Source organism: Legionella sp. PATHC032, from assembly GCF_026191185.1.
In the GTDB taxonomy this organism is placed as follows: domain Bacteria; phylum Pseudomonadota; class Gammaproteobacteria; order Legionellales; family Legionellaceae; genus Legionella.
Genome location: NZ_JAPHOV010000001.1, coordinates 1459461 through 1480899, shown reverse-complemented (window position 1 = coordinate 1480899; position 21439 = coordinate 1459461). Strand labels below are relative to the sequence as shown.

Below are 21439 nucleotides of genomic sequence, written 5' to 3'. Positions count from 1 at the left end.
CTCTTGAGATTAGAAGAAGAGCAATGATTCCTAATGTACAGCATAACCCTATTTTTTTGGGAACAAAAAATATCCCAGCCAAGAGTATTTTTTATTTTTTGTTATGAAAATCATTGCTTAATGTCTTAAACAGAACCCTATCTTCTACTCACTTGTTTCCATTTTTCTGCATACATTTCATTCATAGTTCTTATTTTAGAAAAGTCCCATAACCTGTTTAAAGGATCAGACTGATCAACAAACAAACTTAGAGGTTCACCTTGATTATATATAGGATTTTTAACGGCTGAGCTAGAGGCTGCTGGATAATAGAAGAAGACCAGAGAATTTCTTACATCTTTTTTCTTTGCCTCAACTACCTGATGCCAAGGACTAATAATTTTTCCACCAGTCCAAGCTGATAAAAAATCTCCAAAATTAACTATAAGGCAATCATCCGTTTCAGGGATTATGTTTTGAAAGTTGCCCTCATTATCTCTATATTGATACCCATCCGCATCTGCATATACCAAAGTAATCAGGTTCCAATCTGTGTGAAGCGAATTTGCTCCTGTATTAGGAGGATCAAATTCTGTCTTTTTGTAATACCTGAAGCTTCGTAACAACGATTGAAAATCTGAAGATTCATCGATAGGTAAAACAGTTTTTCCATTGAAGAGGATGATTTCAATTAACCTGGATAATTTTTTTGCTGTATTGGCAAAATCTTTTATCAATCCATTAATATCATCTGGGTTGATATAACCATGATCAGGATAGATATTGGGAGCGACTAATGATAAATTTGAGGCATCTGAATCCGGGATTTCATTATCAGGCCAACCAAACGAATAAGATTCTTTTTTTTCAAATACATCAACAAGACCACTTTCTACACCCAGGGGAAAATAGCCTCTGGTTGCACCACCACCTGAAATTTGTCCGGAAATATCTATTTTGGTTTTAAAATCCAAATTGTAAAATGTATCCAGATTAGATAAAACCCTCTCTAATCTTCTGAAATTCACCGGCGAGTTTTTTAGAATAAAAGTACCAGTCTGGAAAGCCTTTTCAAGATTTTCCAAGCACTTAACCGGATCATTTAAATCAACAGTGATTACAGGCTTATTATTTTTCATCTTTCTCGTTATTTCCTATAAAGAACTATAAGTTTATATTTAATTTTTAAAGTATGAGTAGCTATTAATGCACAATACTGTCTTAAGGAACAAAGACAGATTTTTCCTCAAATGTTTGCTTGTCATCTTGATTTGAGAAAAATTGAAAACCCGTCCTCAATTTTGATTTAGGCTCTGTAATTAATTTGTATTGTTGCAGAACCTTGTTATCAGGTATTGCAGCAAACACAGCTTGCTCAAGTCTATGGAGCTGTAAAATATTGCATTCCCCTCGTTTCTTAATGCTTAGGTATTGTTCAAATACCTTATCAATTATTTCCTCCGTAGATTGAGCATTAATTATTTTATTAATTAGATAATTCCTATAATTATCATTAGTTATATGCCTAATATTATAGAGAATTTGAATTTGATATATATCCACACCATATCGTCCCATTCCTTCAGCCCATTCTTGCTCAATCGCTGCCTGAAGCAAAGTATGCAAAAGGATTTCTGCGTCACTGGCATATCGTCCTTGTAATACCCATGCTGAACCCAGCAAAACTCGACCCAGCATCACTTCAAATTCAATTGGAACTTCCCCTAATTGTTTTTTTATTTTTTCAAGAATACTTTGTACACTGTAATGTGGCTCACCGACAACCTTATAACCTAATTGGTGTATATCATGATTTGTAATAGTAGCCACCATCCCGCTATACCCAAACTGGAATTCCTTTGGTGTCTTAGCCTCTCTAATAATGCTTGACACAGCATCACCGTTATAAGCTTCAATATTGCGTGGCTTTCCTTGATACACTAATCTATCCGCTTTCGTTTTGGAAACTATTCGTGTGAGACGTTCATTTTGAACTTCCGAGATATTTTTTGTGCTACCAGATGTTTGATTACCATCACCATAGCTATCTTCATGCGATAACATTAAAGTTTTAAATTCAACTTTCAGGTTTGAATCAGTATCCTTTATCGCTTTAACAATGCGCTCTATAAAATCAGGCTTATTGCGTAAACCAAATCCTGAACCAATATTTTCCACTGATGCAGCAGGACAACACATATTAATACCAATACGAATTTTATGATGAAACTCTTTGGGCACCATTCTTTTTAACATGAGAATAGCAAGCTTTGTTATTTCTTCTAATTTATTGCCGTGCTCACCATAAAAAAAGTCAAAATCTTCTTGCTTGGAAAATTCATTGGGGATAGCCAACTGAAAAACAAACTCTTTAGCCTTTTCTAATTCCTGACGACTAAATTGCAATCGATAAAAGCTTTTTGTTGCGTCTGAATGATTAAGTGTTTGCTCCAAGGACGCTAGCGGTGTGCTCATAAACCGTCTATTGAAAATTTCAGCTATTACAATCATTTCACTATAAACTGTGCTTTTGAAAAACCCATTCAACCAATATTGACGGGCGCCAGGCCCGCTTCCTCTTACCATCGGCGCTGTTGAAACATGAGACATTAACTCCGATTGTTGATTGGATAAAAGATTTAAATCAATTAATTCAGGTTTGTATTCTCTTGAGGATTTTCTGAAAATCGAAACATCGTCAAGCAACTCCCAAGATTGAAGTTCTGCCGTTTTAAAATTTGCATGAAAAACATCAACAACTTGGGTGTGTTGTTGATGTCCCTTAATTAAAATATGAAGCTGCTGTTTTTCGTAAATGGCTGGCACCACAGAAAAACAATCTCCTCTCAATGGGGAACTTGTTTTTATCACAGCCAATATTGGCTGCCTGTTTAAACCAGCTTCAAAACCATCTGGCTTTTTAAAAAAAGATTCATCTAAAGTTAAATAAATATTTTTTTTATCTGTTGACAGCTTCTGTGGAGCATTTCTATTTAATTCAACACTAAAGACAGGTTCTTCTTTAAAGTAAGAGGTAGGATCATAGTTGAATATTTCGGGATAATTTTTTGTTAATAATCCCAATATTTTATTGGTCGAGCGTCCATTAAAAAAATTTGCCTCAGCATGCCTCTGCCAAGGAGTAAAGGCTCTAAGTGGTTGCTGTGCGGCCTTATCCGGCAATAAATCGTCATAAATAGCAGTCCATCTAAGTGTTAATTGAGAAGTAACGTGGCCTGATCCATCTATGTGCAGAAGATATTTGCGAAACTTCGTATCAAAACAAATGGAAAGCCCATCTTCTTTTGAGTCATCTTTTAATAATATAACCCATGATGATTTTCGTTCATCGCTGCCTTTAACAGGCGCAGTTCGATAAACAATGCTGCCTGGATCAAGTTGCCCCTCCTCATTAATTGGGAAAACAGGCGCTCCGAGTTTGACATAAATGGGATGGAAAGTTTCATATGTTTCTCTTTGAACACGACTTAGACCCAGGTTAGATTGTACAGCACTGCGTATTTTTTCCATCATATTATTAAATTTATGCAAATTCTCAGATTTTCCCTCTTCTCCTTTAGATATACTACAAATAAGTGCTTGCAAGGATTTGGCACAAAATTCAATTTTTTGCTCTCTTTGTATCACATCAGAAGGTGGAACAACTCGACTAAGGTGAAAACTTTCATTCTTAAGATTACCTATCAAATACTCAGTGGCGTGCTCATAAAAAATATGCGATACACCTTTGACTCTCCTGATTTCATTTGCCGAAAGATTTCTAAAAATAGCATTTGCAATATTTGACTTATCTAATATCATTTTTTCTTTCATTTACAACATTCTCTTTTTTAATGCATTATCGTAATTTCATTTCACCCTTGATTGTTCTTGCATATTTTGTTCAATTTGAAACTAATACTCTAAAATTTTATAAATTATGCTCATAGCAAAAAAATCAGGCCTTGTTGTATTCGGATATCCCTCAAACCGCATTTATAGACAAATGTGATTAAGCTATTTTTATTTGGGGATTATTCCCTACTTGTTCGTAATGCTTTACGTTGAGACTAGAAGCGATTGTGCTATCCAATCTGGGAAAAGAATTTGGAGTTCGGCCTTATTCAGCATTTAAATACTCTCTTGTTTAAAAACATAAAGAATACTTAAAGCAACATTCAGAGAATATCCGTAAAATCACGGATAAAATGGTTATTTATCTTGTAATGATGCCGTTCAATTGAATAATCAACTCAGCTTTATTATCACATTCCAATTTTGTTTTTAATTGATTAACATGGGTTTCAACAGTTCTTGCTGATAATTGGAGTATTTTCCCAATTTCTTTATAACTCATTCCTTGCAACAAGAGTTTTGCACAATCCTTTTGCCGAGGAGAAAGAAGGGATTTTTTTAGCTCTTTATTGATTTTGTTGCGGTGACAACAACTGGCATTATAGGGGAGTATTATTTTATTTTTTTCGAATTGACTTATTATTGAATTAAATTGATCTTTAAAGTAAAGACTATATTGTTTCAGTACATCTAAGTTATTGAGATAAAAGTTATTGACAATACTTGTATTATCACGTCTGCTTGCAAAACAAAAATACTCTATAGAATCATGGTTTATTTTAGCAATAGATATACCATTGGCCATGTCGAAATTTATTGCGGCATCCTGGAGCATCAAAGGACAGTCATCTAGTAGCCATAAATAATAATTCAGCGGTTTTTTTAAATAGGATTCTGGAATAGTCAGCGTTTCCAGGTAGTTCATTTTAAAATAATGTTCAGTCCATTTTTGATCTGTAGAAAGTCTGATGACAGAACTATCAAAATAGATTCGATAATAATTAAAGACTGTCATACCGTGTTTTGTAAGCAAAGGTTGCATGATGTTTTTTATATCTTCACACGTAGTCAAGGCAAGGTGATTTTCGACACGCCTTAAAGCATCTGATGAATTAGGCATTAGAGCTCTCTTCAAACTCATGGGGCAAATAATCTGGAGCAGATTTTCTAATATTGAATGATTTAAACCAAATTTTGGTGCAGTTTTTAGGGCAAATAAAGTTCAATGCACACCCTGCTTCTTCAAATTATTGGCCTCATAATAAACACAAGGTAGCAAATAAATCTGTAAGATTACGAATTTTAACATGAAAGAAAAGATTTCTTTATGCAAAGTTTTAAATTTACATGTAATGTAGTAATTATTTTCTGACTGGATTAAATTAAGTACAATAGCACCATAAAAATAACCGAGAGAATTACGTGTTTCATTCTGCCACAGAATTTTATGACTGGTTTAAAAAATACAGTCCATTGTACCCAATAATATTTAACAGCTATAGAATTACCAGAAGATTAAATGCTGATGAAAATTACAATGGAATCATATACTTTCTTTCAGATGACAATAATACAAAAGTGGTGCTTAAAATTATTGATTTACATGATGTTAATAATGCCCACCAATTCATAGAGGATCTTAAAGCTCAGTTCAATGATAGTTCAGATGCAACTGTTAAAATACATGAAATCTTTCAATCAAATGGTAATGAATGTCTGGTTGTTGTAGAAGAATATCTACCAACTTTCATTTCTTTAAAAAAATATGTAGAAGATTTGGCTATAAAATTTTCTGAAAAGGAAAAACAAGAACTTCTCATGTCAGAGAAAGATGCTCTATGTATTTTGCAAAAGATCATTACATGCTTGTTAGATTTGAGCCAAAATGAAAGCCTTAATGAAAAAGATAATAGACAAGCCCCACTGTTTGATATTAGCGATCTTTACATTAACCCCCAAACATTTGAGGTAAAGTTTTCTCGAAGTTCTTTATACTCTGCTCAAGCCCCACTGGCTCGAATACAAATATATCCTGAATTAGGTTGTATTGGTCTTGTTGATGATTGTAATGAATCAAACCAATTTGATAATAATTCATCATTCTTAACAGGATGTTTACTCATTTACTTATTAACGGGAGGGACTCAAAACTCAAGACTCGAATCGTTCAGAGAAATCAGAGTTATCGACAACGATTACAGAAAAATTCTTGCCTCCGATTCGATTACTCCGCACACAAAAAAAATGTTAAAAGAAATTATAAGCCAGGATACCAGCCACCTGATTTCTCTGCGGGAATTGGTTGCAAAATATCCTCCTCTAAACAAAGAAATGACTCCCATGTTAAAAGGCTTTGTCAGTGCCTATTCAGATAGAGCAAGTTATTTAAGTATGCTCCCCAAAGATATTTTTAAGCAAGTTGTTCATTTTACCGGAATTCGCCCTTTCTTTTCAGAAAAGGAAGTGAATGATATGGTCGACACTGAAATTACCGAACAAATGAGTCTTGGAAACAAAAATTAGCAATCGTTTGCGATCTTATCTCAAAAAAAATAGAATTAATCAAAAACAACTGTCCAGAAAATCCTAATTCCTTTCAAAACAGTAAATACAGCATCAGATTGCTATTGAGCCAATGATTTTAAATCATTTAAGACAATTCTTGGGGTAAAGAATCAAGAAATTCGGTAACTTCTTTTGGGGTAAGTTCATAAAACTGCCCTCTGGATAAAAATCTTGGCATAGCAAGCTTACCATAACGGATTCTTATTAATCGACTAACCTCAACACCTTGAGACTCCCATAGCCGACGCACTTCTCTATTTCTTCCTTCATTAAGGGTTACATGATACCAGGAATTTGTTCCTTCTCCTCCCCGAAATTGAATTTTGGTAAATTTTGCCAAACCATCATCCAACATAACCCCTTTTAATAAGTTATTTAATGATTCCTGGCTGACTTGACCATGAACTCGTACAGCATACTCCCTTTCCAAACCGTATTTGGGATGCATGAGTTGATTAGCCAATTCGCCATTATTAGTAAAAATGAGTAAGCCGGAAGTATTTAAATCCAGGCGCCCCACTTGCACCCAACGCCCCTGTCTAAGGTGCGGTAGATTATCAAATACTGTTTTTTCAAATTTTGGATCATGCCGGCTAGAAACTTCACCTACGGGTTTATGGTAAAGAAGAACTCGGATATTTTGTTTGACTTTTAAAGGATTAGGAATCAACTTTCCTTTGACGCTGATTTTATCATGAGGGCTAGCGGAGTCTCCCAGCTTAGCCGGTTTGCCATTAACCTGCACCCAACCATTATCAATCCACCGCTCCATTTCACGACGAGATCCAAGTCCGGCTTGACTTAATATTTTCTGTAATCTTTCACTGCTCATTTTGTAAACACTCTTTTATAGGTTGGGTTGCCTCATGCAAGGTTAATGTATCCATTATTTCAGGTAAGGGAGGAAGTTCGCTTAAGTAATTTAAGTTAAAGTAATTTAAAAATTCTTTTGTCGTCGTATAAACAGCTGGTTTTCCTGCTACATCCTTATAGCCTGCTATGCGAATCCATTCCCTCTCCATTAACGTTTTTATAATCTGACTGTTAACGGCAACTCCTCTAATTTCTTCAATATCAGCACGCGTAACAGGTTGCTTATAAGCAATTATTGCCAAAGTTTCAAGCAATGCACGCGAATATTTTGCTGGCTTCTCGATTTGGAGACGAGCAACCCAGGTAGCGTATTTCGATTTCGTCTGTACCTTAAAACCACTTGCAACCTGGATAAGCTCAAAAGCACGAGAAGAATAATCCGCTTTTAAGCTCTCTATTATAGCCTGCAAATCTTCTAATGTTGGTCTTTGCCACTCATCAAAAGTCTCTTGAATTTTTTCTAAAGCAACAGGTTCATTACTGGATAATACCAAAGCTTCAACAATATTTTTTAATTCATTGTCAATCATTATTTTACGCAGCCTGCAAATGTATAGGTGAAAATGGCTGAGTTTGCGTAATGACCAATAAGGACTGCTTAGCCAGTTCAAGGACAGCTAAAAAACTCACAACCAAACCCATCCTTCCCTCTTCAAGAGTATATAATTGACTAAATTCCAAAATTTTTTGATGTTGTAATTGAAAGAGAATGCGACTCATTCGTTCGCGAACAGACATTAACTCCCGGGAAACTTGATGTTTAGAATAATGCTCTTCACGTTTCAGCAAAACTTTCATAGCCTCGACTAACTCAGATAGCTCAACTTCAGGATAAACTTTAATTGCTTCAACCTCATCTGGATTAACCTGAATTGTAAAATGATCTCTGTCTTGTCTTGGTAATCCATCCAATAATTCAGCCGCTTGTTTTATTTGCTCATAAGCTTGCAATTGTCTTACCAGAGTCATGCGCGGATCTTCTTCTTCCTCTTCTACATCTGGTGTAACCGGCAATAATAAACGTGACTTAATTTCAGCTAACATGGCTGCCATTAATAAGTACTCAGCAGCCAGCTCCATTCTTCGATTTTCCATAAGTTGGATATATTGCAAATACTGGTTGGTTATACTTGTCATGGGGATATCAAGAATATCAACATTTTGCTTGCGGATTAAATACAGCAGTAAATCTAGTGGCCCCGTAAAAGAATCCAGCAATACCTCCAATGCGTCAGGAGGAATATACAAATCATCTGGAAACTGAGTAATTTCCTTACCATCTACCACCGCTTTGACTATAGGCGCAGGCTGCAAATCGATATTCATTAATAATCAAGCCCCATCACTTCTCTGACCGTATTTAAAGTCTTGTTTCCTTCTTCTCTAGCTGCTTCACTTCCTTCTGCTACAATACGTTTTACTGAACCTAAATCTGCTTCATACTCTTTAATTGCTTCCTGTATTGGTTTAAGTTCTTGCTGAATAGCATCTATCACAGGTCTCTTACAGTCGACACAACCAATCCCTGCAGTTCGACAACCTTTTTGCACCCAATCTTTTACTTCCTCATTAGAATACACTTTATGGAATTGCCAAACGGGACATTTTTCAGGCTCTCCTGGATCTGTACGTTTAACACGCGCCGGATCCGTAGGCATAGTCAGAATTTTCTTTTCTACTAAAGCTGGCTCATCTCTTAGCATGATCGTATTATGGTAAGATTTGGACATTTTTTGTCCATCAAGGCCAGGCATTTTTGCGGTCTCTGTGAGCAAAGGCTGTGGTTCACTTAATATAATTTTGCCACTCCCTTCCAAATATCCCAATAACCGCTCTTTATCTCCAATCGATAAATTAGTTTGATCCTCTAAAAGCGCCTGTGCTGTCTGAATGGATTCGTGGATGCCATGCTCCTGAAATTGTCTGCGTAATTCGGTATAAATTTTCCCATTTTTTTTACCCATCTTTTTGATTGCAGCAGCGGCCAGCTCCTCAAAATTAGGTTCTCTGCCATAAAGATAGTTAAATCGGCGGGCTATTTCTCGTGTTAACTCAATATGAGCTACTTGGTCTTCGCCCACTGGAACATAATCCGCATGATATAAAAGTACATCAGCACTTTGTAGTAAAGGATATCCCAAAAAACCATAGGTTGATAAATCTTTTTCTTTTAATTTCTCCTGCTGATCTTTATAAGTAGGAACTCGTTCCAGCCATCCTAAAGGAGTAATCATGGACAAAAGTAAATGTAATTCAGCATGCTCTGGAACCCAAGATTGAATAAATATCTTACATAAGCCAGGATTAACTCCACAAGCTAACCAATCAATAATCATATCCCAAAGTTGTTTTTCAATAAAATTAGGTTCTTCATATTGTGTTGTCAAACCATGCCAATCCGCTGCAAAAAAGAAACAATCGTATTGATGTTGTAATTTTATCCAATTTTTTAAAACACCATGATAATGACCTAAATGCAATCTTCCACTGACCCGCATTCCAGAAACGACTCGCTTATTGGAAGTAAACAATGCTGACATCAATTTCCTCTTCTTGTTATAAATTAATCAACCATTTCAAATACAAAAATCTCTTTATCTCTTGACTATCTAATCGCATGCTTGTGTGAAACACAATTTATCTAAATTTTATCAAGATTAGAGACATGAGATTAATAATCAAGATTTAACCGGACAAAATGACATTCAACTGTGTCAACTCTAGCCTGGCAGGGGTACTATAAAATTCTCTTTCACAAAATACTAACAAAACCTTGGCTATATTCCATTACCTAAAGGGCTCAGGGTCTCCTTTTCCTTCCCTTATAATTACCGGATAATCTCCAGTTAAATCGACTACTGTAGTAGGTTCATGACCACAATTTCCACCATCAATAATTAAGTCAATTTGGTTACCTAATAAATCTTTAATTGCTTCAGGCTCACTTAATGGCGCTTCCGCCCCCGGCAAAATCAAGGTAGTACTCATTAAAGGAGCTTCCAGACACTCCAATAAAGACAAAGTAATCGTGTTATCAGGTACTCTTAGACCCAAGGTTCTTCGTTTTGGATGAAGCATCAAGCGAGGCACTTCATGTGTAGCATTAAGAATAAAGGTATAAGAGCCTGGAGTAAAAGCCTTCAATAATCTAAAAATTGGATTAGAAACTTTAGCATAAGTGCCTAACTGAGATAAGTCACGACAAACCAGAGTCATATTGTGATGCTTGTCTAATTGACGTAAGCGGCGAATACGCTCCAAGGCCGATTTATTGCCCAAACTACAGCCCAATGCATAGCCTGAATCCGTCGGGTAAACGATAAGCCCCCCTTCTTCAATAATTGAAACTGCTTTTCTCAACAAGCGTGCTTGAGGATTATCCGGATGTAAAGCAAAAAACTGACTCATAAAGTCCCCTGTTTAATGTTCCATTCTTGCCAAATAGGCGTGCATATTATTGGTAATTGTCGCTGATGCCCCAGGTTTATACAAGATTGAGCGTCGCTATGGTAATCTGAGCCTGATGAGGCGAGCAAATGAAATCGCTCACACATCCCGGCTATTTCTTGAATTTGTACAGCGGTCATTTCTCCAGAAACGACTTCCATACCAACACCTCCAGCTGCTTTAAATTCCATGATTAACTCACGCAATTTTGAACGCGTCAAACCATATTTAAGTGGATGAGCAATTACAGCCTGTCCACCAGAATGTGATATACATTTGACGGCATCATGCATGCTAATCCATAAGGTAGGTATATAGGCACACTTGCCTCGCCCGAGGTAATTTTTAAAAGCCGACTTCATATCTTTTGCCTTTCCTTCATTAATCAGTACTTGGGCAAAATGAGGTCGTCCCACCCGTTTGTGGCCAGCCAAATGACAAGCTTTTTCATAAGCATTGTCAATACCAACCAAATGCAAGGACTCTCCAATTTTCTCGGCACGCTCCATTCGACTTTTATTTTGATGCGCAATTAACTCTTGTAATTCTGCTGTGAGGTTAATTTGGTAACCAAGTATATGAATGTCATATTTCTTCCAACGAGTACTGAGTTCTATCCCTTTAACTATTTCAATATTTGTATGGATTGCAGCACCATATAAAGCGTCATATCCTGCAACAGTATCATGATCAGTAAGAGATAAGCATTGAACTTGTAAAGTATTTGCTCTATTTATTAGTTCTTCTGGAGTTAGTGCGCCGTCTGAAAAAGAACTATGACAATGAAGATCGATCATAAATTGCAGCTAATTTAAAAAAAACAAAGTATAGCATAATTAACGTGAGTTCGACATAAAAGGCTTTTATGACTTTTATGTCGCTAAACGCGCGTTAATTATTATCAAAATGGGGTAAAAATATGATGTTGTAAAGACTAAACTATCCTTTTCTTTGAACAACTTGCACAACATAGTACTTTTGCACTATTCTTTAAGTATGGTCATTAATCTTTATAAAAACTTTGAGTAGTACATTAAATAGTGAAATAATCAAATTACCACCTCTTAATACCAGGGAACTCGCAAACCTGTGTGGAGTTTTGCATAGTAACTTAAAAATTTTAGAACAGCACTTCAAGGTTTCAATAAAACTCAAAAATCATAATATGATAATATGTGGCCAATCAAGTGACCATTTTGAAGAGATAAAAAAAGTATTAAAATTATTGTATCCTTTAACTGCCGAACCTATAGATGTTAAAACACTACGAGTCTTAATCAATGAGGATTATCAAACAGCAATGACTCACCATATCAGATTATCCCGAAAATCAATTTCTGCACGTAATAGTAAGCAAGCAGCATATCTCGACTCTATTAATAAACATGATATTACTTTTGCCGTAGGGCCAGCCGGAACTGGAAAAACCTATTTGGCTGTTTCCAAAGCAATAGAATGTTTTGAAAAAGGCGAGGTACAAAGACTTATTTTTGTAAGGCCTGCTGTAGAGGCGGGCGAAAAACTCGGTTTTCTTCCAGGTGATCTGGTAGAAAAAGTCTTACCTTACTTAAGACCTATCTATGACGCACTGTATGAAATGATAGGCTTTAAAGAAACTCAAAAGCTGATTCAAACAGATATTATTGAAATTCTCCCATTAGCCTTCATGAGGGGAAGGACTTTAAATGAATCTTTTATTATTTTGGATGAGGCTCAAAATACCACCATCATGCAAATGAAAATGTTTCTGACACGCATGGGTTTTGGCTCTAAAACAGTCATTACAGGTGACATCACTCAAGTAGATTTACCTAAAGGCATTGACTCGGGCCTTGCGCATGCCATTCAATTATTCAGACATTTTCCTGATATCAGCATTCATACATTTACCAGTCGTGAAGTCGTCAGACATCCTTTGGTTTCAAAAATCGTAGATTGCTATGATAATGAGATAGAAAGGAATAAAAAATGACCCATCACATTGACATACAAAATGCTACAGGGAAATTATTGCCTTTGAGTGAAGATGAAATCACCAAGCTGGCATCACTTGCTCTAAGAGATCATAAGCAGGATGCCGAGCTAACAGTTCGTCTGGTTGATATTGAAGAAATGACTTATCTTAACCACACTTATAGAAAGAAGAACAAACCAACCAATGTTCTTGCGTTTCCTTGCTCACTACCCGCGAACATTGAGTTGGAATGTCCTCTTTTGGGTGACGTCGTTATTTGCCCTGAAGTGTTACTTGCAGAAAGTACTCAATTCAATAAGTCGCTGCATGAACATTGGTCTTTAATCCTGATTCATGGAGTATTGCATTTATTAGGGTATGATCATATAAAAGATGAAGAAGCCTCTATTATGCAAATGCTCGAAGCCAAATTACTAGCTGAATTAGGTTATGCTAATCCATATGAAGTCGAGGAAAATGAACTTGAATAAATTGGAAGATGGTGGGTCGTGGTTTTCTCGTTTAAAACAATTCTTACAAGGAGAGCCACAAAATCAGGAAGAACTAGTCAGTTTATTAAGAGACGCACAAATACGCTCCTTGATTAATTCAGAGACCCTCGCAATGATTGAGGGGGCTATCCTTTTCTCAAAAATGCGTGTTCGAGATATCATGCTACCTAAAAATCAAATGGTTTGTATTAATAAGGATGATGATTTTAAGCATATTATATCCATTGTAACTCAAACCGGACATTCACGCTTTCCCGTAACGGGTGAAAATCCTGATGAAGTTGTTGGCATTTTGCATGCGAAGGATTTGTTAAGATATCAACCAGAAAATATGGGATCATTTGATTTATTAGATATCTGCCGCCAGGTAACGTTTGTCCCTGAAAGTAGACGTCTTGATAGTCTGCTTAGTGAGTTTCGAAGTAATAGAAACCATATGGCTATTGTTGTTGATGAATATGGAGAGGTGTCAGGCTTCGTTACCATTGAAGATATCATTGAACAAATAATTGGCGACATAGAAGATGAATTTGATATCGATGAAGACGCCTACATCAAAGCACATGAAGGCCACTGCTATATCATCAAAGCCCATACTCCAATAGAAGAGTTTAACGAACAGCTCAAAACTGATTTTAGTGACGAAACCTATGATACAATTGGTGGCATAGTTTTAAACAAATTCGGTTACTTACCTCAACGAGGTGAAGTAATAACCATAGATGATTTTGAATTTAAAGTTCTGAATGCCGATTCGAGAAGAATAAAGTTATTAGAATGTCTCGATAAAAGAATTTCCGAAAAACCAAATTCTACTGTTGAAGGATAAGTAATTCATGAGCAGCTCTATTCTCATTATTGATGATGATACAGAACTAACAGACTTATTAGCCCAATATTTAGAACCAGAAGGCTTCAATGTAGTATGCGTGCATGATGGAGAAAATGGTGTTAAAAAAGCTTTAAATCAGGTATTTGATGCCATTATACTCGACGTCATGTTGCCTAAACTTAATGGCTTTGAAGTATTAAAAGCAATAAGAGAGCATTTGGAAACACCTGTATTGATGTTAACCGCGCGTGGCGACGATATCGATCGCATTGTTGGGCTGGAAATTGGTGCAGATGATTATTTGCCCAAACCCTGTAATCCACGCGAGTTAGTCGCACGTCTGCGAGCTATTTTAAGACGCACTCAAAAAATCCCAACTCCCAAACCAATTATTGAGCAACACAATATCATCGTAGATTGCTCCAAACGTCACGTGACTATGGGAGGAAAATTTCTTGAATTAACCAATGCAGAGTTTAATATTTTGGAGATGTTAATCAAATCACCAGGACAAGCATTTTCCAAAGAGGAACTCACTGAATATGCTTTGGGAAGAAAATACACCGCTTATGACCGCAGTATTGATGTTCACATCAGCAATTTACGAAATAAATTAGGTGATAATCCTCAGGGAGAACCTTTAGTGAAAACTGTCCGGGGATTTGGATACATGTTTAATGCGTAGTTTGTACTGGAAAATATTTGTTTCTTTCTGGCTGGCTACCATTTTAATTATCTTTACAACGGCATGGGTTACCAGCCAAATCGCACAAAAATCATCACAACCAGCTCGAGAAGAAATGTTCATGGACAGCTATGCGAACGCAGCTGTTGCAACTTATGAATCAGGCCAACAATCAGCACTTTTGAAATGGCTTGATAAAATAGGTCTTTCTCGTCATATGACACTTTATTTACTAACCAGCACTGGCGAAATCATTGGAGCACAGAAACCACCTGAAAATGTAAAAAAAATTTCAGAAAATTTAATAAATGATGAACTCCCGAGCGATGGCATATTTAAGACAGGAAAATTAGTTGTTAGCCATGAGATCATATCAACTTCTGGAAAATATTATCGGCTAGCGGCTGTCAGTGAAAAACCTATCTCTTATTTTGTACAAATTCCATGGGCTGGACTGACTATTCGTTTAACTCTGGCCATATTTATCAGTGGGCTTATCTGCTATTTACTTTCACGTTATTTAACTCAACCTTTACGCTCATTAGGCATGGCTGCAAAATCTATCGCTAAAGGAAATTTAAATACGCGTGTTGGTCGCTTCAGAGGTCATAGAAAAGATGAGATTGCTGAGTTAAGCAATGAATTCGATCGAATGGCTGAACAATTAGAAGCGCTTGTTCATTCCAAAGAACGATTAATACAGGATATTTCTCATGAATTACGTTCTCCATTAGCCCGACTTAAAATCGCCATAGAATTAGGGAAAAAGAAAACCAAACATTTGGCTGATAATGAATTTTCCCGAATGGAAATGGAAACATCCAGACTTAATGATTTAATAGGCGAAATTCTCGATTTTGCTCGTTTAGAGAAATCAACAACAGAGCTTCACTTATCTCAAACAAATATCGCTGATTTGCTTGCGCAGGTTATAAGTGATGCCAATTATGAGTTCAGCCATAACTCTATAAGAATACAAGCTGGAATAATTACACCTTGTGAATTAAATATTGACCAACGCCTGATACACAGAGCTATTGAAAATATTGTTCGTAATGCATCACACTATTCTCCTCCAGATGAAAAGGTCCTTATTTCATCAAGCTATAATGAAAACAAAAATCAATTTTATATTGATATTAGTGATAAAGGACCTGGAGTTCCTGAAGATCAACTTGAAAAAATATTTAATCCTTTCTACCGCGTGGATACCTCCAGAACAAAAAAAACAGGTGGCTATGGGCTAGGGCTTGCAATTGCAGCCAGAGCTGTGGCTTTACACCAAGGAGAAATTATTGCTAAAAATAGAGAACAAGGTGGTTTGCTTGTTCGTATCATTTTACCTGCTAATATTAAATAGGATTTCCATACATAGATCTCCTGCTTATGAACTATCAATAGAATTTAGACTTGCATTTTATATTATCTAATCCCGTTTACATACAGATAATTATACACTTTGTTCATAATCCCAGTTTACTGGATAAAACCTATATTTTTAAGTAATATTAACGAAAAAAATAATTGGAATGCCATTTTGTGAGCAATGATACAAAATTAAGTAACGTGAGTAGTTATTTCTTTATATCTGGATTTGTAATTTCAAAAATCAAATACCTTCCCATTGCCGTGGTTTCTTCCGCTCTGAATCTAATTTCACTTTTGTTTTATCTGGTTGGCTATAGTTTGTGGTTTATTGCAAGTCATTTTTATCCCGGCCACGATAAAAGGAAGCAAGAGTGGTATGAGTTTGCTCAATTTAAAGAACAATATCTTTACGCCGCAGCTCTAGGTCTCGTCGCAACGATTATCAGTATGATGGCAGTTTTTTCTCCGATAATGATTGTACTTTCAGGATGGCTGTTCTTTGGTAGTAATATTATTTGGACCATTGGTGAATACAATAAATTAAATAACCCACCCAGTTATGAAGATAACTTTTCCAAAGACAGTCAAAATGCCTATGTGTCTTACGCTTTATCAATGAGTTTAATAGGATTCATTACGGCGACCTCAACCACTGTCGCTTTTTTCATTCCAGTAATGACTATACCCTTACTTATAATTACAACTATTTTATGCATTGGGGTAGGAGCATTAGCCTTTGAATATTGGCTCGAATCGAAATTTGGCGACTCTCAACCTGATATCACTATTGATGAAAGCTACAAACAAATAAGCAATACTTTGGGGAAAAAAATTAATTTGAAGCCCAACCCTATTCCAGAACCCTATCATGGAACCAAGCCACTTCACTCTAGGCAACATAATGTAAAAATACAAGGACCATCTCCAGACCTTGAAATAGATTTATCCTCTCATGCTTGTAAATTACAGCACTAATTTAGTATATTCTGCACGCCAAAGATGAGGGTGATAATGGATAAATTAACTGCAAAAATGATTAGCGAAGCGCGTAAGGTACTTGTCAACGCTTATTCCCCCTATTCCAAATTTTCAGTAGCGGCCTGTATATGCACTGATAAAAATAACTTTTATACAGGGGTGAATGTAGAAAATATTTCTTATGGGTTAACAACTTGCGCTGAAGTTTCAGCGATTTGTAATATGGTTACCGCAGGTGAGCGAAAAATTAAAAGCATTGTGGTATTAGCTGCAAACAATTTGCTATGCTCACCTTGTGGTGCATGCCGACAAAGAATTCATGAGTTTTCATCCTCTGATACCATGGTACATCTCTGTAATAAAGAAACAATATTTCATAGTATTACAATTAATGAATTACTACCCTTGGCTTTTGATTTTAACCCTTAATTGGATGATTTTATGACGAATTCAATATCGACTATCAGTTACCCACATTTAGCAACAGAATATATTCAAAAATTATGTCCATCATTTAAGCCAAAAGTGGGTGTAGTATTAGGCTCAGGCTTAGGTCAATTCGCCGAAGAGTTAGAGGATGCTGTTGCTATTGAATATGAAAAACTTCCCGGATTTCCCAGAACTACAGTACAGGGACATGGAGGCAAATTAATTTTAGGATATTATGGATCTACTGCGGTTATTTGCTTACAAGGCAGAGCCCATACTTACGAAAGCATGGAAAATCATGAGACTGTAAAAACCTATGTAAGAACTTTAAAACTATTAGGTTGTCAGTATTTTATTGCAACAAATGCTTCTGGCTCCCTTAGAGAAGAAGTCGGGCCAGGTGAATTAATGCTGATTACCGATCACATCAATTTTCAACCAGGAAATCCTCTGGTTGGACCAAATGATGATGAGTTTGGCCCTAGATTTTATCCTTTAGATAATGCTTACGACATTACCATGCGTAGTGCATTACTGGATATTGCTAAAAAAAACTCAATTGAACTACACCAAGGAGTTTACATTTCTGTCTTGGGACCAAACTATGAAACAGCTGCTGAAATTCGTGCCTTTAAATTGCTGGGAGCCGATGCAGTGGGGATGTCTACTGTGCCTGAGGTTTTAGTCGCTAACCATTGTGGTTTGCGTGTCGCTGTCATTGCTACCATAACAAATTATGCAACTGGCCTCGCAAAAACCAGCCATAGCCATGAATCCGTTGTTAAAATGGCTTCTAGTGCGGCTGAAAAACTTAATACATTGATTAAACAATACATTATGGAATTATCGTGAGTTTGGATAAACATTTTAATGATGTCTTGGACAAGCTCCTGTCAAACAAGGATATTAGACCTGTCTCGAACGAGCAGTTGATGCATTGCATTGATTTGACACTATTAGAGGCAGATACGTCTGTTGAAGCGTTGCATCAATTACAGAGCCAAGCCTGTCAAAATGATGTTGCCGCTATTTGTGTACTACCCAAACATCTTCATACATTGAAGACTAACTCTAAAATTAAATTAGCAACTGTGATCAATTTTCCTCTTGGGAATGATGATTTGCTGGTTTCCCTGGCAGAGATAGATAACGCTATCCAACTAGGTGCTAATGAAATAGATTATGTACTACCCTATCAGCATTACTTAAGAGGAAATAAACAAAAAGCGTTCAATCACTGTGATGTCATTATTCAAACGTGCAAAAAAAACCAAATAACCTTAAAAATAATTTTAGAAACTGGCGCTTTTCCTGATATGGAAAGCATTTATCAGCTTAGCTCAGAAATCATTGCTCTGGGTGGGCGGTTTCTCAAAACTTCAACTGGAAAAATCCATCAGGGCGCCACTCTGGCTGCAGTATTTGCTATAACCAGCGCTGTTAAGGACTCATCTTATGCCCCTTCTTGTGGCATCAAGGTTTCCGGAGGTATTAGGACGCCTCTTCAGGCTCAACAATATGCTCAACTGGTTCAATTACTCATGGACAAAGCAATTCATAAGGATTGGTTTCGCATCGGAGCCAGTACCCTGCTTGAAAAGTTACTGCCATGAACGCAAAATGCGTGTCTTAATATCTCAGTATGCAAACAGGGAGAGGTCTTGTAATGAAATTATGGATAATGCTATTTAACTGCTGTATTGTTACCTTATTAATAACATTCTCTCATGCAAAAACGGCGGTAAATAACCATAAATCATCTTATTGTCTCCTTAATCAACCATGTTGGCCAACCCCAAAAGAATGGGAGCAGCTAAACAAGCAAGTTAATGGCCATTTAATAAAAGCTAGAAACTATCTATCACCTTGCATTGAAGATCCCAAAAGTGATAGTTGTAAAAATACCTTGGAAGAAATAAAAAATCCCTTTTATTTGGAAGCCGAACCTACCGCAACCCAGTCCACCGGCTGGTTTGATGCCTGGACTTCAGAAATAAGCCCATACGTAGTCGCAGTAAAAACGGCTCAGGAAATAGCGCATGCTGTAAACTTTGCCCGAAAACATCATATCAAAATCGTTGTCAAAGGCACTGGGCATGACTATCTTGGAAGGTCCAATGCCCCTGATTCTTTATTGATTTGGACACATCATATGAGAAAAGTACAGTTCCAGAATCATTTCATCCCACGCGGTTGTCCTGCGAATCACGAAAGTATTGCTGCAGTAACTGCGGAAGCAGGTACAAGGTGGATAGAGGCTTATAAAGAGGTTACTGTAAATCATGGACGCTATGTTCAGGGCGGAGGCTGTACTTCTGTAGGGGTTGCAGGTGGATTTATTCAAGGAGGTGGTTTTGGGAGCTTCTCCAAAAAATATGGAACCGGTGCAGGAGGAATTTTAGAAGCAGAAGTTATTACTGCCGATGGCTCAATATTGATAGCGAATGAATGCCAAAACCAGGATTTGTACTGGGCATTGAAAGGTGGCGGCGGCGGAACTTATGGTATCGTGAGTAAAATCACTTTGGAAACGCATGAATTGCCCGCAACATTTGGAGCATTAACAGGAACTATTACAGCAAAAACAGATCGGGATTTTAAAAATCTCATAGATTATTTCATTATTTTTTACAGGGAAAGGCTTCATAATGAGCATTGGGGGGAGCAAGTCATATTGGCCCCCAATAATAAAATGGAACTGGCTTTGGTTTTTCAAGGGATGAGCAAAACTCAGGTTGATAGATTATGGCAACCATTTAAAACTTGGTTATCTCAAAAACCCGAACATTATCAATTTACAATAGACAGTCTGGTTCTACCTGCAAGAAAATTCTGGGATTACGATTATCTTAGCAAAAATCTACCCGAGCATATTGTAATTGATAAGCGAAAAAATATACCTTACCCAGAGTTTTGGTGGACCGGTAATCAGTCAGAAGTTTCTATCTATTTAAGTCACTACCAATCAGGTTATTTACCCTATACTCTCTTTCAAAAAACAATTTCGCATAAACTCTCTAACGCATTGTTTGGAGCATCTCGCCTGACTAAACTGTCTTTGCATTTTAACAAAGGCTTGTCCGGAGCCTCTCAGCAAGCAATCGAGAGACAAAGAAAAACATCAATGAATCCTTCCGTATTAGATGCTGCAGCCTTAATAACAATAATTGGTGGACAACAATATGCCTTTCCCAAATTGCCTGGATACAAACCTAATTTAGACAAAGCACTGATTTCAGCTAAGCAGGCAAAGAAAGCAATGAAATTAATATCTGATCTAAATCCCGATTCTGGCACTTATGGAAATGAGGCCGATTACAATTTAAAAAATTGGCAAAGGGCTTTATGGGGGATCAATTATGAGAAATTATTACAAATTAAACACCATTATGATCCTGAAAACCTGTTTAATTGCCACCATTGTGTTGGAAGTGAATAAAAATTAATTAATAATTTTAAGAATCTCAGTTAGAATAACGAGTCATAGTGTATTAATTAGCATTGGAGTTTAAATTATCATGAAGACTAAAATTATATTTAAATCCATTTCATCATTACTATTGGGTTTGCTACTCGTTAGTTGTAGCAATGAGCTTCCTCCCGGTGAATATGATGCAAATGAAATAGGCAAAATTAAAAAGGTTATTCCGGGTGTGATTATTTCCAAACGTCCAGTTAATTTACATCGTCAAAATGCTGATGCCAATCTGCATGTAAAAGGCGGCGCTGATTCCAATTTGATAGATGGTGGTTACAATAGAACACATGGTGTCGAATACGTCATCAAGTTAAATTCTGGCACTATTATTTCAGTGGTACAAGCAGAAGATTTAAAATTAAAAAACAAGCAAAAAATTCTGGTAATTTATGGAAGACACACTCGAGTTGTCGCTGATAATGGAAGTGATATATATTAATTAACCTGTTTGCTTCAAAACATAAGTTGGTGTTGGGTCCTCTCT

The 21439-nt window shown here is 36.5% G+C and carries 21 protein-coding genes; 12 read left to right on the top strand and 9 right to left on the bottom strand.

The features are described from left to right. Nucleotides 1-137: 137 nt before the first annotated feature. The 3 genes from OQJ02_RS06745 to OQJ02_RS06735 all read right to left on the bottom strand — a co-directional run bounded on the left by OQJ02_RS06745 (nucleotide 138) and on the right by OQJ02_RS06735 (nucleotide 4954). A complete protein-coding gene (locus OQJ02_RS06745) occupies nucleotides 138-1118 on the bottom strand; it encodes a 2OG-Fe(II) oxygenase family protein (protein ID WP_265718452.1) in 981 nt (326 codons plus the stop codon). Nucleotides 1119-1200: 82 nt separating this feature from the next. Beyond that, complete coding sequence (locus tag OQJ02_RS06740; RefSeq protein ID WP_265718451.1) at nucleotides 1201-3813, bottom strand: lpg1449 family Dot/Icm T4SS effector; 2613 nt, start codon at nucleotides 3811-3813, stop codon at nucleotides 1201-1203. A gap of 382 nt (nucleotides 3814-4195) precedes the next feature. Next, nucleotides 4196-4954 carry a response regulator transcription factor gene (locus OQJ02_RS06735; RefSeq protein ID WP_265718450.1) on the bottom strand — a complete coding sequence of 253 codons (759 nt, stop codon included), beginning with the start codon at nucleotides 4952-4954 and terminating at the stop codon, nucleotides 4196-4198. A 302-nt stretch (nucleotides 4955-5256) separates the two neighbouring features. Between OQJ02_RS06735 and OQJ02_RS06730 the strand changes: the two genes are divergently transcribed. Beyond that, a complete protein-coding gene (locus OQJ02_RS06730; protein WP_265718449.1) occupies nucleotides 5257-6357 on the top strand; it encodes a hypothetical protein in 1101 nt (366 codons plus the stop codon). A 127-nt stretch (nucleotides 6358-6484) separates the two neighbouring features. Here the strand turns inward: OQJ02_RS06730 and rluB are convergent, their stop codons facing one another. The 6 genes from rluB to OQJ02_RS06700 all read right to left on the bottom strand — a co-directional run bounded on the left by rluB (nucleotide 6485) and on the right by OQJ02_RS06700 (nucleotide 11516). Beyond that, a complete protein-coding gene (rluB, locus tag OQJ02_RS06725) occupies nucleotides 6485-7231 on the bottom strand; it encodes a 23S rRNA pseudouridine(2605) synthase RluB (RefSeq protein ID WP_265718448.1) in 747 nt (248 codons plus the stop codon). Beyond that, nucleotides 7221-7802, bottom strand: a complete 582-nt coding sequence (scpB, locus tag OQJ02_RS06720; protein ID WP_265718447.1) for an SMC-Scp complex subunit ScpB — start codon at nucleotides 7800-7802, stop codon at nucleotides 7221-7223. The genes rluB and scpB overlap by 11 nt, the downstream gene beginning before the upstream one ends. A 4-nt stretch (nucleotides 7803-7806) precedes the next feature. Beyond that, a complete protein-coding gene (locus tag OQJ02_RS06715) occupies nucleotides 7807-8598 on the bottom strand; it encodes a segregation and condensation protein A (RefSeq protein ID WP_265718446.1) in 792 nt (263 codons plus the stop codon). After that, nucleotides 8598-9812, bottom strand: coding sequence for a tryptophan--tRNA ligase (locus tag OQJ02_RS06710; RefSeq protein ID WP_265718445.1), 1215 nt, complete (start codon nucleotides 9810-9812; stop codon nucleotides 8598-8600). Before OQJ02_RS06710 ends, OQJ02_RS06715 begins: the two co-directional genes overlap by 1 nt. A gap of 247 nt (nucleotides 9813-10059) precedes the next feature. Further along, nucleotides 10060-10680 carry an L-threonylcarbamoyladenylate synthase gene (locus OQJ02_RS06705; protein WP_011946451.1) on the bottom strand — a complete coding sequence of 207 codons (621 nt, stop codon included), beginning with the start codon at nucleotides 10678-10680 and terminating at the stop codon, nucleotides 10060-10062. After that, complete coding sequence (locus OQJ02_RS06700) at nucleotides 10677-11516, bottom strand: PHP domain-containing protein (RefSeq protein ID WP_265718444.1); 840 nt, start codon at nucleotides 11514-11516, stop codon at nucleotides 10677-10679. Before OQJ02_RS06700 ends, OQJ02_RS06705 begins: the two co-directional genes overlap by 4 nt. A 368-nt stretch (nucleotides 11517-11884) precedes the next feature. Here OQJ02_RS06700 and OQJ02_RS06695 point away from each other — a divergent pair, with 368 nt between their 5' ends. The 11 genes from OQJ02_RS06695 (at nucleotide 11885) to OQJ02_RS06645 (ending at nucleotide 21394) form a co-directional block, all read left to right on the top strand. Beyond that, on the top strand, nucleotides 11885-12691 hold the full coding sequence (locus OQJ02_RS06695) for a PhoH family protein (protein ID WP_265718443.1): 807 nt from the start codon (nucleotides 11885-11887) through the stop codon (nucleotides 12689-12691). After that, nucleotides 12688-13164: an rRNA maturation RNase YbeY gene (gene ybeY, locus OQJ02_RS06690; protein WP_265718442.1), complete on the top strand. Its 477-nt coding sequence runs from the start codon at nucleotides 12688-12690 to the stop codon at nucleotides 13162-13164. Before OQJ02_RS06695 ends, ybeY begins: the two co-directional genes overlap by 4 nt. Further along, a complete protein-coding gene (locus OQJ02_RS06685) occupies nucleotides 13124-14014 on the top strand; it encodes an HlyC/CorC family transporter (protein ID WP_265718441.1) in 891 nt (296 codons plus the stop codon). Before ybeY ends, OQJ02_RS06685 begins: the two co-directional genes overlap by 41 nt. Nucleotides 14015-14021: 7 nt before the next feature. Then, entirely contained in the window at nucleotides 14022-14702 is a 681-nt protein-coding gene (gene cpxR / locus OQJ02_RS06680; protein WP_265718440.1) for a two-component system response regulator CpxR, read from the top strand. Beyond that, nucleotides 14695-16062: a two-component system sensor histidine kinase CpxA gene (gene cpxA / locus OQJ02_RS06675; RefSeq protein WP_265718439.1), complete on the top strand. Its 1368-nt coding sequence runs from the start codon at nucleotides 14695-14697 to the stop codon at nucleotides 16060-16062. Before cpxR ends, cpxA begins: the two co-directional genes overlap by 8 nt. A 179-nt stretch (nucleotides 16063-16241) precedes the next feature. Beyond that, nucleotides 16242-17045 (top strand): hypothetical protein, encoded by an 804-nt coding sequence (locus OQJ02_RS06670; RefSeq protein WP_265718438.1) that lies wholly within the window; start codon nucleotides 16242-16244, stop codon nucleotides 17043-17045. A 36-nt stretch (nucleotides 17046-17081) separates the two neighbouring features. Continuing rightward, a complete protein-coding gene (cdd, locus tag OQJ02_RS06665; RefSeq protein WP_265718437.1) occupies nucleotides 17082-17477 on the top strand; it encodes a cytidine deaminase in 396 nt (131 codons plus the stop codon). Between the two features lie 12 nt (nucleotides 17478-17489). Then, nucleotides 17490-18329, top strand: coding sequence for a purine-nucleoside phosphorylase (locus tag OQJ02_RS06660; protein WP_265718436.1), 840 nt, complete (start codon nucleotides 17490-17492; stop codon nucleotides 18327-18329). Next, nucleotides 18326-19090: a deoxyribose-phosphate aldolase gene (deoC, locus tag OQJ02_RS06655; RefSeq protein ID WP_265718435.1), complete on the top strand. Its 765-nt coding sequence runs from the start codon at nucleotides 18326-18328 to the stop codon at nucleotides 19088-19090. Before OQJ02_RS06660 ends, deoC begins: the two co-directional genes overlap by 4 nt. A gap of 53 nt (nucleotides 19091-19143) precedes the next feature. Beyond that, a complete protein-coding gene (locus tag OQJ02_RS06650) occupies nucleotides 19144-20916 on the top strand; it encodes an FAD-dependent oxidoreductase (RefSeq protein ID WP_265718434.1) in 1773 nt (590 codons plus the stop codon). A gap of 79 nt (nucleotides 20917-20995) precedes the next feature. After that, nucleotides 20996-21394, top strand: a complete 399-nt coding sequence (locus OQJ02_RS06645; protein ID WP_265718433.1) for a hypothetical protein — start codon at nucleotides 20996-20998, stop codon at nucleotides 21392-21394. Nucleotides 21395-21439 lie beyond the last annotated feature (45 nt).

Excerpts from the sequence above, each read along its gene's own strand:
- OQJ02_RS06745 (WP_265718452.1), bottom strand. The coding sequence starts at position 1,118 with ATGAAAAATAATAAGCCTGTAATCACTGTTGATTTAAATGATCCGGTT.
- OQJ02_RS06740 (WP_265718451.1), bottom strand. The coding sequence starts at position 3,813 with ATGAAAGAAAAAATGATATTAGATAAGTCAAATATTGCAAATGCTATT.
- OQJ02_RS06735 (WP_265718450.1), bottom strand. The coding sequence starts at position 4,954 with ATGCCTAATTCATCAGATGCTTTAAGGCGTGTCGAAAATCACCTTGCC.
- rluB (WP_265718448.1), bottom strand. The coding sequence starts at position 7,231 with ATGAGCAGTGAAAGATTACAGAAAATATTAAGTCAAGCCGGACTTGGA.
- scpB (WP_265718447.1), bottom strand. The coding sequence starts at position 7,802 with ATGATTGACAATGAATTAAAAAATATTGTTGAAGCTTTGGTATTATCC.
- OQJ02_RS06715 (WP_265718446.1), bottom strand. The coding sequence starts at position 8,598 with ATGAATATCGATTTGCAGCCTGCGCCTATAGTCAAAGCGGTGGTAGAT.
- OQJ02_RS06710 (WP_265718445.1), bottom strand. The coding sequence starts at position 9,812 with ATGTCAGCATTGTTTACTTCCAATAAGCGAGTCGTTTCTGGAATGCGG.
- OQJ02_RS06705 (WP_011946451.1), bottom strand. The coding sequence starts at position 10,680 with ATGAGTCAGTTTTTTGCTTTACATCCGGATAATCCTCAAGCACGCTTG.
- OQJ02_RS06700 (WP_265718444.1), bottom strand. The coding sequence starts at position 11,516 with ATGATCGATCTTCATTGTCATAGTTCTTTTTCAGACGGCGCACTAACT.
- OQJ02_RS06695 (WP_265718443.1), top strand. The coding sequence starts at position 11,885 with ATGATAATATGTGGCCAATCAAGTGACCATTTTGAAGAGATAAAAAAA.
- ybeY (WP_265718442.1), top strand. The coding sequence starts at position 12,688 with ATGACCCATCACATTGACATACAAAATGCTACAGGGAAATTATTGCCT.
- OQJ02_RS06685 (WP_265718441.1), top strand. The coding sequence starts at position 13,124 with ATGCTAATCCATATGAAGTCGAGGAAAATGAACTTGAATAAATTGGAA.
- cpxR (WP_265718440.1), top strand. The coding sequence starts at position 14,022 with ATGAGCAGCTCTATTCTCATTATTGATGATGATACAGAACTAACAGAC.
- cpxA (WP_265718439.1), top strand. The coding sequence starts at position 14,695 with ATGCGTAGTTTGTACTGGAAAATATTTGTTTCTTTCTGGCTGGCTACC.
- cdd (WP_265718437.1), top strand. The coding sequence starts at position 17,082 with ATGGATAAATTAACTGCAAAAATGATTAGCGAAGCGCGTAAGGTACTT.
- OQJ02_RS06660 (WP_265718436.1), top strand. The coding sequence starts at position 17,490 with ATGACGAATTCAATATCGACTATCAGTTACCCACATTTAGCAACAGAA.
- OQJ02_RS06650 (WP_265718434.1), top strand. The coding sequence starts at position 19,144 with ATGAAATTATGGATAATGCTATTTAACTGCTGTATTGTTACCTTATTA.
- OQJ02_RS06645 (WP_265718433.1), top strand. The coding sequence starts at position 20,996 with ATGAAGACTAAAATTATATTTAAATCCATTTCATCATTACTATTGGGT.